Here is a 13,741-nt window from a genome sequence, read left to right as displayed (position 1 = left end):
AGCGGCTTAGAGCTTAGTTAAGAGTCTACCGGGCAGCAATCGAATGAAGTCCGCCTGTTTGAGCTTGCCCCCATTAACGTATAGCTGCAGCCTCGTTTCTAAGCTAAAACTTAGTAATCAGGCTTAGGGAGTCAGCTCTATGCTACATGCAATTACTAGACGTAAGACAGAGCATTACAAATGCTACCTCGGGCACCGTGAACCTAGTCAGAGGCGTGTATGTGAAGAGGATGAAATAACGGCGTTAATTATGGGGCCTCTCGCCTTTTTGCCTGATCAGGCGATTGAATTATTTTGGGCAACAGTGATTGGCGCTGACTGTGGCGATTTACCCTGGCCAGACGGCGATTTGTTAAAGGCAGAGATGCGTTTCTGGCCTCGTAACCATGTTGAACCTGACCTATTGGTTGAGCTCAAATGGGCCTCAGGTGAGTCACGGCTTATTTTAGTAGAATTCAAATGGAATGCGGGCTTAAGCGGAGAGCGACAACTCCACCGGCAATGGTTGGAGTTCCTTGAGCCCTATGAGCGCCCCTATGCGTATCACCTATTCATTGCGCCTGAGGTAAGCTCAGGACAAACTGCACTTACCTTGGACAATGTCTGGGCAGGTAGATTGTTGCTTCGCTCATGGCTCGATATCTCTAGTATCCTGCATCAGATTAATCGATCGGGGCCAGGGCAGCTGCATAAGTGGATCGCAGAGGTTCTCCAGTTTTTAGATGCATTGAATATTCGACCCTTTAAAGGATTTCGCGGTATCCCGATTCCCCAGTACCTGCATACCGGCGAGCAGGTCTTCTGGCAAGAATCAATGGATGTACTGATTACGCAGTAGATACGCTTTGAGCACTCACAATGACGGTTACCGGGAGGTGTTATGTCTGATGTAGGCCGCGCTGTACTCGAAGCGGTTCAATTGGTTTCACGAGTAGGTACTGAAATTGAACATCTTGCTGCGCTGATGAAATCAGAACTAAGCGCCCTGATGAATAAACCGGAGATCAAAAGGTTATTTGTCTCTGAACAGGGATGGCAACAAAAAGATATGACTGATGATTCGGGCTGGGTTTATACAGCAACCGCCTTTTCCTTACCGCTCAAGGTTGGCCGCCAGCAAAAAATAGGTGCGTATCTTTTCTTCCAGATAAGCCTTGGTGGCGATGGAATAGCAGCGCGAGGTAATCAAAGCCCTATAATCCACATAGGGCTTTGGCCAGATCCCATAGATTTTACCGAGACCCTGGCTGGGTTTCCGATTCACGTCGATGAGGCAAGCCCAGTCATACTTGAAAACAACACGCTTTTTAAATGGCCTGCAGGCGCACCAAAATATACCCCCTGGGCGTACAGCCTAAACTTGGTCAAGATCAGTAGCCTCGACGACATAAAGCATAGAATTGTTGAGCCGGTCCGCTCACTGTTACTTGGCGGGTCTACCTCGGAGGCCTTACCTGGGGCGCTTGATGGGATTGTCCATTACACGGAAGTGTTAGGGGAGCCGGGGCATTTCGAGGTGAACCATAGGGAGGTCGGGTCAAGCCGGACACCCATCTAGGCGACCATCAGGTTTGAATGGGGCTCGATATACACCGAGCCTCCTTATCCCGGGCCCGCAGCAGCATTTTCTTGCTGCTCATTAATTCGCACTTTATGCGGCTTTAAATAAAGCCTTTAATGAATAACCACCCATTTAACGTAAACAAAACCACAAAACTATACTACAAGAGAGTTTATGAAAGACAAACTATTAGCGTTAGCATTCCAAGGCAACTGGGCTCTCTTGCTTCCCATATTAAAAGAACACCCTCATTTGATAAACTGCGCCACAGAAAACAAGGGATATACCGTATTACATCAAGCTGCCTGGCATGGCGCTGATTTATCTATCATTGGGCAATTGCTTTCTCTCGGCGCAGATCCGAGAATAAGAACCATGAATAAGAGTCAAACCGCACAAGAGATAGCAAAGGAAAAGCACAGGGAAAGACAAGATCTACAGTATTTGTTAACGGCTCAAAAAAGGACTTTAGCCCAGCTGATACGAAAAGCAGTTACTGAATCACCAGATCTTTTCTCAGCCTATGATGGAAACCAAGTCATATGCGACAGGCTTATTGAATGTCTAGGATGGAATTCGGATGCCGAAGCAGAAACTGCTTTTAAGGAAAGAGTAGCAGCTGCCTTCAAAGCAGTCACGGGGGTTGACCTATCTTCAGATAGGCCTATTAATTGTGGCCCTGATAGATCTTATAATATGCATTCTACACAAAGCTTTTGGAGCGGTGAGTTCTTCAAGCTATTACATGAAAAGGCATCTCGATCATATACCATTCCAATTGAAAAGAATTGGGCTGTCATATCAGATATCTTTTATCCTGCGCCTTCGCATTGGGGTTTGAGAGGCGATCTTTTCCTTTGGCTAGAAATGCGGGAGTTCTTATGTCACGTACCTATCCCTGACCAGCCTGAAGTCCTCGCTCGAATTATTTCTAGCACATTCTCAGCTTTAACAGGCGAGGTATTAGACTCATCAGAACCAATCTTTATAAAAAGATTTTCCCGCGGCGGAATGAGTAGTGGAATGGTATCTAGCCAATTTTGGCTTAAAGAATTTATTCCCCTAATGCAGCAGAGAGCAAAGTGGCTTCAAAAGTCTTGGGAAACCAAATAGGCCAATAATTCAGCCTTATATGCTATTGACAGTATTTTAATCACCTTGGGTCTAAATGGGATACGCCTATAGACGCCGCCGCCGATAGCCCATTGTACTCGTCTAGGAGACTGGGCGTCTCATAGTAGGATCAATGGCTTGCGTCATGACAATGTTGATCCGTCCCAGAATAGTCACCAGCCCAAACTCCAGCCTTTTGCTCGAATACATACAGACGACCTTGGCTGGGTCTTTCTCGCTATAGACAGCTAAAAGCCACACCCCTGTCTGGCGAAGGGAGTACAACGAATACCCGGCCGCATAGCGTTATCGGCAAACCCACACCGCAGGGTTTGCTGCGTAATTAGGAGCGAGCCAGCAGCAACCGCGTCATACAAAGCATAAGAACCAGCGGATAACCGTGCTATCACAAAATAGGTGCATCTTGGAGCTCAAGTCTCTATGGCTACTTCCCAGGCTATAATCCTTACGCTTGTCCAGGGCCCTATTTCCACATCTATAACCGCACGTTTGGCTCGAACAGTGGTAAAGGCCACCCTCTAGGTATTCAGTTTGATAAACCAGGATGGCCGATCTGCAGATGCAGACGAACCAATACAGGCTCGAACGTATCGTCCTCCTACTAAGGAGAAGAGCGCTGATGGAGTGTATCCAAGAGCCGCAGCGATCACTCAGACCCGGCCACTCGGCTCCGGAGCAAAGAGTCCAGAACATGCCATTAAGCATTTGTCTGTTATTGCGACGAGAAAGGCCCAGGATTTGAAAAGGAGAAACAATATCCTCGATCAGGGCTAAACTATGGCCTGAAAGCTCAAAACGCCTCGTCATGCCTGCCTGCGTTTGCCACATTGGCATTAAGCTAACAAACACGACCTCTGGACGAACCCTAGACTTTGCATGAAAAGTTAATTTGCAGCACTAATCTCATAATGCCACACGGCCCTAGAGATGACGAAGCCTAGAGCGCTGGATTAACCGTTTGGCTTGACCGCAAACATGGTTTCCTCATTGAGCCATTTCATAATGGCTTTTTTGTTGGGCTAAACCGTCTCAAGTCAGCGGGCGCAGATTTATCTACCGTATCTAAAGGTCGCAATGACTTCATATAGCACGTTAAGTACTTAAAAAGTCTACACGGTAAACAAATCTGCTCCAGCGCTTGCCCCTTAGCCCTTAAGCTCTATCAACACATCCGTTGACCACTTGTGCTCCGCGCATTGAATCTGGGCACTGTCTATAGCCTGCGCCACCTTATGGACCTGGTCTTGAGCATCTAGATTGAAGTCAAGCCAAAGATTGGATTGAGATTGCAAGCGTAGCTGCCAATACCCTACCCCCTGATCAAGCCTTACCTTAACCACCTTCCCGTCATCGAATTCGATTAAAAGGGTACGGTGATGCGCGATGTCCCGGTTCGATACTGCTACTTCAAGCAATACTTCGCGTCCAGTCATTACTGAAAGCCACTGCTGAGCGAATCCTTCAAAATCGTCCTGATTGGCCCAATCATCAAAGATTCTACGGCCTGGCGATTTAGCACTCTTGAACAAGGTGTTGATACATATGTCGGCAGAAGGAGAAACGCGACCTTTAAAGTAGTTAAGTAACGCGCCTAAGATCACTACTGCTGCCGGATTTTGAATATATCGATCTGTATACGTGAGCCGCGAGATTATGCCTGTATCAACACGGCTACTTAGTTGCTCATTTCCCTTGCATAGATGACTCCAGAACCGCTTGCCAAACTCAACAAATGGGCCGTTGAGTTCATCATGTATCTGGATGTCTGCAATATTATTTGCTTGAGACACGACGTCTATAGTGGCAGGAACGGTAACAGCCGTCAGGTTAATAGCCGGCTGCAAATGGGAGCGGACCACCAACTGGTCATTCTGATGCCAGCGGCTGCCAGGCACAGTTGCCGTCGTACTAGCTGTACCTAGTGTAGTAATGCCATTAGGAAGCACCACTTGGGCAGCGATTACACTGTTTGGCTTAGCATTGGCAGAGCATAGTTTTATGCCAAGAGCAGCTAAGCGCTGCAAATCCTGGCGGATTTCTGGCTCAAGGTCGCCCTCCGGAATTACAAGCACGACCTCTACATCGTCTAAAGATACGTAATTGACCAGTGCCTTACGAAATTGCGGCGCAGCCAGGTCCCATTCGGCTGTCTCCGAGGAGGTAAACAAGACGAGTTTCTTGGCCCCCTCATTGATAAGCCGCCTCAAAGCCTCCTCAAGGCTGCCAGGCTCATAGCGACCATCGGTAAACGAAAGCTTATCTTCGTCTGCCAAGCCAACATGGTGGACAAAGTCGCCGCCCAGCCACTCAAGCGCAAGCTGTCGATCCAGCTTGTCATGATCATGCCGTGTTTGAGAGTCGAGGAGGCATTCGCTGCACCCTGATTCACAGTGAGCACAGGCAAGCTTTTCAACCATGCCTCTCAACACTTCCTCGACATGGCGGGCCGCGCTGGTTGCAAAGCCTGCCCCTCCGCTAATTATGTCGTACAGCTGCACGACGCGGACAGACTGCCCATTTGCAAGCTTGGTCGGGCGCGTCGCATAACCAAGCTCGGAGGCTGACACACCTAGGATTGAGGCAAGCGAGAGGCGCAAGGCAACAGCCAGCGTCATCGCAATGGTCCGCCCCTGTTCGGTATCTACTAGGTATTCACCACGCAAGGGGTGGTGCAAGGTAAGCTCAAACACGTCAGTAAACGCCGTTGCGCCCAACGTTACGTTAGACATGAGGCTACCGCTGCCCTGGCAGGCCAAGCGTTTGTTGTTCTGGTCTTTATCTTCTTTTGTGGGTCTAGGCGGATAATGAGTGCCTTCAGGTGACAAGCCCTGCGGGAATATGCCCTCCGGTAGCATGGACTCAGCACGTCCGCAGCTCATACAAAGCGCGAAGCCTTCGCCGTGCTCTCCAGCACTATGGTGAAAGACCTGACCGCTTGTACCGTAAGCCATAAGGCCTACCCTGGGATTGGGTAGAGGCTTTTTCTCTGCGTTAACAAACACCCAGGCCGTCTCGACAGGAATAAACTTCTGGTGCTGGATATTGTTAGAGGCAGTCTGATAGGCATCTGTGACAAACCCCGAGGGCTGAAGAACGCTTAGACGATTTTCAGGCTTAATAATGGCCTGACAGTCATTGTTCGTGCAGGTTAACGCACCCGTCTTAACCAGGCCTTCTTCATACCCTAACTCACCGCAGACATCGCAGCGCCAGGCAATGTCCATTTTTTGTGCTTCATTAGTATTTGCATTCACATTATGCCAGTGCAGGGAGACGCCAGCAGATTTGAACACACGACCATCCAACACAATCTCGGCACCGGGTGCATATTCACGAATGGCAATGGAAAGATTTCGAGAGGGAAGCCCTTTATAGCGCGACACATTATCTTCGCGGTCGCGCTTTAGCTGACTTTCAGCATTCCTGTCACGAAGGTAGTCTTCGATTGTAAAGTTATCAAAATTGACAACATCTGTAGGAAAGCCATAGCCGGGTAAAAACGTTCGAGCGGAGAGATCACGTAGGAGATACTCGTTACAGTGACGGGACTTTTCGATCTGAATGCGCTTGAGGTATGGACTATGAGCTTTCGCCTGTTTTTCTTCAGCGAGTAGGTAGCGATAGCTATCCAGCCATCGGTCTTGCAATCGGTTTAATTGTTTTATTGATTGCCGACGCAACTTCCCAGCAGGAAGACCTGCCAGCGCCGTTCCCGCTACCAGGCGCTTGAGTGCCTCGTCTATCTCTAAATTGACCGACGCCAGCCGCTCTAAAAAACGGGCACATAGCGACTGTCCGCTCTCATCACTATAAAACCACTGGGTATTAAGATTGGTTTTCTCTGTCTGAGTGGAGCCGACCACGTTACACAAGAAATCGGCCAGAAGAAGCGAATTCACATGGCGTTGCACGAGCCGCTCAGAGTTCAAAGCCACTGCCGGTGCCGGTATCTTGGTCTCAAACGGCCAACTGGGGTTGGCAAACACTTGCTGGTCATGAGGATTATGTTTGCACAGGGTGTAGGCGAGTGCTCGAGATTCTTTGCTTCGTCCCGCACGGCCGGCGCGCTGTAAGTAGTTGGCAGGATGCGGCGGAACGTTATTCATCACAACAGCTGAGATACCGCCGATATCTACTCCCATCTCCATGGTGGTAGAGCAGTTTAATACGTTAATTTGCCCTTTCTTGAACATGCCTTCATAGGAGCCAAGCCGCTCAGACGACTGCTGCGCAGAGTGCTCAGCAGTCCGGTAATAGAACCCTCCTTCTACCGCTCTGTCGTTGATGTCCGTCCAGAGGTTTCTTGACCGCAGCTCTTTTACTTGAGCATTTTTTCTTACCTGCTCTCGGATCAAGGCTAGACCAGGTAGATAATCCTCTTGGGAGCGATCGAATTCCCAGACGCTTGGTAATTCGACGGGTTGAGCGACAAAGCTCTCACGCTGCTCATTGCTGATCCGATCAAAGTTGAGATGCGTGGGTAGATAGGGCGTAAATCCCTTAAACGTAGTATCTAGCAACTTATTAGTAATGGGACAGATAAACGCCTTGTGCACTAAGGAGAACTCTATATGTTCCCTAGGAAGGTAATAGCGGTTTTCGTCAGACTTTAGCGTAGCGCCGGGTTTGGTCAGCTGCTTCCAAGCGGCCTTTAACCAGCTGTTAACTCTATCAACATCAGAGGGATTCCTAGGGTTTAGATCGGCGCCCATCAGCAACAGCTTGATTAGCCGCTGCGAGTAATTGCCGCCTCGAATCTGCGGCCAACGCTTAACCCGGATCTCGTCGGACTCTTTTGACTCTGGATTACGTAAGGTTTTGGCTGAAAACCTACTGCCAATCCACTGGAGCCAGCCCTCATCAATCTGGATAAAGCTGTTCTCGCGCACGTAGAAATCCAGCGCAACCTTTAAGAAGTCCAGCCAGTCCTTGAGGGTTAGCCCTTTTTCTTCCCAATAAGTAGGCGTTTCGTGGATTTTATCCAGGCCCACATAGCCGACCTTTACAAGCCCTTGTGTTTCTAGGCTATTCTGCCGCTTAGGACGGCGCATAAACTCGCGAAACAGCAGCATTTCAGCCAGCTTGTAAGGGCCATCGGTTTCTTTGAAAATTTCAGGCTTTTGATACTGGTTATAGAGCAGCATTGAGCCCTTAAGATCTGCCTTTTGTTTAAGTTCGTTCGCCAGATCAGGCCATGGTAGGGAGACCAAGGTAGGGTTAGCTTTTTTGCCGCTAGAGACAGACAGCTGACCTTCTAGCGCTGCTATCTTTGCTTCAGCGTCGGTAATAAACTGAGCAGACATGCCAATATCACGGTAGCCGGCTAAGGTGTTTTTTTCTATCGCTATAATTTTTTCAAGCTTTTCGCGTTGCTCAGCGCTCATACTGGCGCCAATCAATTGATTATTACCTTGGCTGCGCTGGTTCCAGCTTAGAATTTCTACTACCAGACCGCGCAATCGACTGCGTTCAGCCTCTTGCTGCATCCGCACGGCCATGCGTGCTGTGCCCTGGCGGCTATCGGTAAACGTAATGAGCCTTCGCCCCCGCCCCGGCAGCGATTGCGGACCGTAGTCGGATGCGGACTCATCGTCCTGATAATCCTGGCAGTACTCAAGAACCGTAGGTACGGCGTTGGCTACATAGAACGGTCCGCCTAACATGGCGCGGCGAAAGGGAAAGCTCTCCGCATAGCCACTGAATCGACAGTGATGATTACTGCACTGCGCCTCAGTGTTATTAACCGCCAAGCGCACAAGCGTAGGGGAAATGCCAGAGGCTACCCCTGTCATCTTGTCAAAGTCAGCGCTGACGTAAGCGTCTCCTGCGTTGTCGGCTGACGCAATAACTAGAGGAGTTTTGATAGGAAGCGAAGCGCTATCGTTTGAAGAGGCGTCCTCTTCTCCAGGTATTTCAGCTTGTAGCGAGAACTCATCGCCACCGGAGCTCTCCCACTGGATGAGTTTGCCGCTCTTGTCCCGGGCTAGGAGATGAGGCTCATTGCAGTCGTTACAAAAAGCCAGTTCAAACACCGGACTTCCACAGGTACAGATCTGCCGCTGGCTTACGTAAACAAAACCAAAAGGCCAGTTTTCCGTTAGTGTCGTTTCCCGTTTGGCTGAGCAGTATTTGTCAAAGCACGCCCAGAGCCCATGAGTAGTACGCTGAAAGAAGTGTGCACGAAGCTTAAGAAAAGCGATATCTTTAGCGGACGGCCGGGTACCTGAACACAGATCCAGCCAACGCAACACATCACCCTGGGTCAGCGACCCGTCGGTGCGCTGGTTCATTTGGTGGGTTATTTCAGTTAGCTTTAGCGGTTTACCGGTGTTTACCAACAGATCGCGTAGCGTGCGAGCCTGTGGCGAGTGCACAAGCGCCTCATAGCGTTTAGTATGGATGTCAGAGTCAGCTCCGTCTGCTTCAGACATCGCCTCCAGCACCTCAAGCGAGACAGGCGTCTGCTGGCAGGGGGCAAGGGTAGGAACGATGCGCTGGCCGCCTAAGACATCAATCTGCGTGACCGGCACCCCCGAGAGATCAGACAAGAATTGCTTGAGCTGCTCCGCTGCCTCGGCGCCCGCAATGGTGGCTGAGGTTGCAACAAATCGAACCTCTTGAGGTGTAACCCCAAAAGCGGTCATCACTCGCCTGAGTTGCAAGGCCAACTCGGCCGCCTGTGAGCCTACATAGGTGTGAGCCTCGTCCAAAACGATCCAGCGCAGCGATTTTTGTGCTTTGGAAATTCGTACAATCGGCGCATCGACCTGACGCACCATCATGTACTCAAGCATTGTACCGTTGGTTACCAAAATGGGAGCTGGCTCTTCTCGCATCAATTCGCGAGACAGGATCTCATTGGGCTTTAGCGCTTGCTCGCTACGCACTTTTGCCCTTAGCTCTTCGGTATTTCCGTTGTAAAGACAGTAGCGAATACCTGAGCCAAAGCTTTGCGTCCACGCGTATAAACGCTCACGCTGAGAGTTGATCAAGGCGTTGAGGGGATAGAGAAACAATGCCCGCACGCCTACGAGGGGCTTTTTACCGCCCCTATGATACTCCCGGTAGAGATCATCTAATACCGGAACCATAAAGCATTCAGTCTTACCTGAACCGGTACCGCTGGTCACCACAACTGATCGTTTCTTGTCTAGTAACGCCCTCCAGCTCGCCAGCTGGTGGGTAAAGGGTTTCCAATCAGCCCCAAAGCGATAGCGGCCGTTAGCCTTGCCATCTAACGAGGCGACGATTTCTGGACTGAGCAGCTTTTCGTGGGTGGCAAGCTCTGTCATGGACAGCGCTGACTCCTCCCAACCAAAGGTTTGTTCAAACAAGGGCGGTGCTAGAAACGAGCCCTCTGTTCCGCACTCCGCACGCATAAGACCCGTCAGGTGCTGGCGCAGCCCCGGATGAGTAATACTTAAGATGCTTAGGGTAGATTCGGTCGTACGTGAAAGCGCCTGGTCTACTAGCGTGGAAAAATACTTACTCATTTACCAGCACCGCCTTATCCGGGTTCATAACATTGTTCAGCAAGCAATATTGATAAAGCGAGTTGAACCAATTCGAGTCAAAATCGCGGATCTGGCGCAGAAAAAAGATCGCCTCGGCATGATCCGCAAATACCTCATCAAATCGAGCTCTACCACTGGCAACTGCAGCGGCAAAGATTGGCAGGTAGACAACGGCCTTACGAAAGTCCATTTCAGGCGTAAACGCGAGTACCGAGTCCGCTTGCGTGTTATGCCAACGCTCCAGTGGCTGGCCACCAAAGCTAGGCCACTCGGCTTCACTTCGCTCACGGATAAGCTCTTGGTACCAGCCGACTACGATGTTTCTAAAAAGGGCTGGAGGGATCTGAATGTCTTGCCCGACCGGGCGATTGAGCAGATAACCCTGCACATTTTTTCCATACGTGGGATAGATTTGCTCAAGCCGCGAGAGCAGGTTGTCCATCAAGTTATTCACTGCGTTTGGATCAACCCCTCTTTCAGCAAGCACGTCGGCAAAGCGGCTAGCGGCTTGTTTAATGTCCCTTACCGGCAAACACTCCCATAACAAAGGGAATTCCGCCTCAAGGCGTCCTAAAAAAACCGTGTTCATTTCAAACTTGAACAGGGCCATGGCAAGAGCTCGCGTGTTGGACACGAGCGCCTTCCAGACTTCAAAGGTCGCCAGAGGCAGATAACCATAGCCCTCATACAGCGCGCGCAAAAACTGCCAACCGCTGTGCATTGGATTAATGGCCATGGCGTTTAGCACAGGAGTAAACGAGCTGACCACAGCGGTATGGTCGAACGTGAGCACCGCTTTTTGCAGGCTTTGGACGTCGTCGAAAGCGGATACGGGCTCCCACCCTCCTGCGATAAACAAGGGACGAAAGGCTACTGATGAACCCGCCTTTGGCACCATCAGCCAGGGTCCATCGCGCTCAATGAGCGCAGGCAGCTCAAATTCGCCCGTGGGCACGCCTTCACTGGTGCGTGAGCGCAAGGAAACTGAGCTGCGAAACGGATCATGTAACAGCATCAATTCAGGTTCAGGCAGCGCCGCACCACTGTCATTTAGGGTTGAGGAGTACACCACCTGGCGCTCCCGATCCAAGCGCATATCGGTTGAATAGTTGCGTATGCGAAAGCACTCATCATAACCACTACCAAAAATCCTGAGTTCAACGGCTTGGTCGATCCCTGAGTGCAGCGACAAAAGATCGATAATTTGCTCTTTGAGGTTGAACAAACTTATCTCAAGCGGCTTATCAGACGCGGTATAGGACCAGGTATAACGGGCATTTCGTGCAGTGTTACCTTTAAGCGCTAGTTCCAAGCCGTAGCGCGTAGGTACTCCGCCCCGACCAAACAAATACAATCGGGCGCCCAGTAGCTCCTCAATGCAGAAGTTACGCTTCAAGGGTTTGCCAGAGGCGCCTATAGCGAGAAAACCTGCATTAGGAAATGGCAGCTCGATCTCCACGGGATCTGCCAGCAGGCTAGGTGTGACCAGCAACCGCACCTTTACAGGTGGAAAGGCACCGGCTGACAGTTTGAGTTCAGTATGATCACTGTGCTTGAGTTTCTTGACCTGCACAGAGGCATCGTCTATTTGAAACAAGCAGTTTTGCTGCGTATAGATCAAGACGCTGCCCTGCCCAGGGGCTTCACCGCTTCGTAATTCAAGGCGAAAATCGGCCGGTAGAATACCCGCTTTGCGACGCAGCAAGGTGTCACCGGCGTGATTGCGGACCGACACATAATGGGCGCCAAGCATATCTTGCAATATACCGCTGCCTGGTTTTTTTCCCGCAATGTATAGCTCGCTTCCCTGCTGTTGCTGCTCGCCCGAGCCTGCGGGCCAACGTACTCTTGGCAGGCCAATAAAGCTTAAAGCAGGCCTTGTAGGCCAGTACAGCAGGGACCCGGTTAGCTCAAGATCCAGACCAGAACCTGCGGTATGACCAAGACGTATGCGATAGAAATCCTCACATTGGACCTGCAGCTGGGCTCGCCCTTGGGCTCTTACTGTTGGCAGCCCACAGATGGCTGAGGCTTCGGCTATTATGGCTTCACCGGTGCCCTCGGCTACGCTAATGGACGCCCCCAGGGGCATCACTAACATGAGGTCAGCCTTGGCAGTTGTAAAAGAGGCCTGGCCGCAGAGCTGCCAGCGCCCATCCCCCTGCTCAAACCCCAATGGTGCATCTCCTAGCGCGACTGAGCTTGCCTCAATAGGCAGACTTGCCATCACCAATCCACCCGCCAGCGCCACCAGGTGCAGTTGGGCAATACAGTCCTGCCGGCGCGCTATGACCTCCCGCTGACGAAGCCTTATACGAGCCAAACCATTATCGACGGTGGCATAGCCAGGACCTATTGAGGCAATGGCTTTTTCGCCCTCAAAGATCTCGAGCTCAAACCGTGTGGTAGACGCAGGCACCTCTAGTCGAAACGCCACCTCGGCAGGCATTGAGAGTTGCACCTTTAAAACATCCGGCAGGCCTTCGTCCCAGAAGTGTCGGCAAGCCCAGCCATTAGCCGGTTTACGCTGTTTTTTGCCTTCTTCCGTTGCGGTTTTCAAAAGCCCGTTTAGCAGTTCATTTCCGGTCTGGTTGTCGAGCGGCAGTGGAAACAGCTCTCGCCACTTCGGATTCATGGCATCCAACCGCGCAACCGGCTCACTGGTCTGGATTAGCGTATAGTCACGTACCAGCGCAACAAGCTGATCGGTCATATGAGCAATCAGTTCTACAGACGTAGGCGAAGAGAATGCTTGGGGTAGCGTGGTTTTCTCAAGGTGCTGCCGCGCCTGTTGCAGAGTAGTACAGCCCATCAAATGGCACTGATCGTAATGCTTTAGAATTCGATCAAAGAGGACTTGGAAGCGGCTGCCCTCCTCTCGCAACACCTGGAATGGGAGCCCGCCTTCGCTAAACAAGGAGCCTAGAAAATCTCGGCGCTCAGACTCTATAAACGAATGGATAGGCCGCTTCCAGTAGCCTTCTAGTCCTTTGGGAATGGCCGTGCGTAACTCCGCTGCAGACAACTTAAACGCTAGAGCATTCCAGATAGGCTCCCAGCTCCAGCCGCAACTGCTCTGGTATTCACGGCGATACCACTCAGAGCCAAAGAGCACAAGACAGGCGCATGCAGCCAGATCCCTAACGCTCCCATTAGAGCCCGCGGCCGCCTTTAATACCTGTTTAAGGTCAAGGTACTCGGCGTAGCTGCAGTGATACTCATAGAGGCCACGCCCATCAGCGGTCTGTAGACCACGGCGTTGCAGAAAGGAATTGAGCCAGACAGCACATTTGAAAGCGGAAGATCCACTGGACTTTAACAAATCAGATCCCTCTAATCTTGGACGTCTTGGAACCTGGCGGACCAGGCTACAGGTCATAATGGCGGTAGGCCGGTAATTGGAGTTAGCGGCACGTAAGTACTAAAGTTGAGTTACCAGTGAACGGTGTCAGGGCTTGAGCCTAATCGTTTGTTATCCAACATGCCTGGGCTTCCTTACAATTCTCTCGTTGTTACAGGTTTAGCATGTTGC

Annotated in this window: 5 protein-coding genes; 3 read left to right on the top strand and 2 right to left on the bottom strand. The window is 50.8% G+C overall.

Going from position 1 to position 13,741, the window contains the following annotated elements; translation table 11 throughout:
• Positions 1–139 precede the first annotated feature (139 nt).
• The 3 genes from PLU01S_RS22725 (at position 140) to PLU01S_RS22715 (ending at position 2,674) form a co-directional block, all read left to right on the top strand.
• Positions 140–838 (top strand): hypothetical protein, encoded by a 699-nt coding sequence (locus PLU01S_RS22725; RefSeq protein WP_010799257.1) that lies wholly within the window; start codon positions 140–142, stop codon positions 836–838.
• Positions 839–880: 42 nt separating this feature from the next.
• Positions 881–1,558, top strand: a complete 678-nt coding sequence (locus PLU01S_RS22720) for a hypothetical protein (protein ID WP_010799256.1) — start codon at positions 881–883, stop codon at positions 1,556–1,558.
• Positions 1,559–1,735: 177 nt separating this feature from the next.
• Positions 1,736–2,674, top strand: coding sequence for an ankyrin repeat domain-containing protein (locus tag PLU01S_RS22715; protein ID WP_083398004.1), 939 nt, complete (start codon positions 1,736–1,738; stop codon positions 2,672–2,674).
• Positions 2,675–3,840: 1,166 nt separating this feature from the next.
• On the opposite strand, the gene PLU01S_RS22710 is transcribed toward PLU01S_RS22715, so the two are convergent.
• Positions 3,841–10,188: a DEAD/DEAH box helicase gene (locus PLU01S_RS22710; protein WP_074830126.1), complete on the bottom strand. Its 6,348-nt coding sequence runs from the start codon at positions 10,186–10,188 to the stop codon at positions 3,841–3,843.
• Positions 10,181–13,531, bottom strand: a complete 3,351-nt coding sequence (locus PLU01S_RS22705) for an STY4851/ECs_5259 family protein (RefSeq protein ID WP_074830128.1) — start codon at positions 13,529–13,531, stop codon at positions 10,181–10,183. The genes PLU01S_RS22710 and PLU01S_RS22705 overlap by 8 nt, the downstream gene beginning before the upstream one ends.
• Positions 13,532–13,741 lie beyond the last annotated feature (210 nt).

The organism is Pseudomonas luteola NBRC 103146, assembly GCF_002091675.1.
Lineage (GTDB): Bacteria > Pseudomonadota > Gammaproteobacteria > Pseudomonadales > Pseudomonadaceae > Chryseomonas > Chryseomonas luteola.
Note: the sequence above shows the minus strand (reverse complement) of the source record. Positions and strands in the feature narration are given on the sequence as shown.

Bases quoted from the DNA above. Each gene is read 5' to 3' on its own strand.
- PLU01S_RS22725 (WP_010799257.1), top strand. From the start codon at position 140: ATGCTACATGCAATTACTAGACGTAAGACAGAGCATTACAAATGCTAC.
- PLU01S_RS22720 (WP_010799256.1), top strand. From the start codon at position 881: ATGTCTGATGTAGGCCGCGCTGTACTCGAAGCGGTTCAATTGGTTTCA.
- PLU01S_RS22715 (WP_083398004.1), top strand. From the start codon at position 1,736: ATGAAAGACAAACTATTAGCGTTAGCATTCCAAGGCAACTGGGCTCTC.
- PLU01S_RS22710 (WP_074830126.1), bottom strand. From the start codon at position 10,188: ATGAGTAAGTATTTTTCCACGCTAGTAGACCAGGCGCTTTCACGTACG.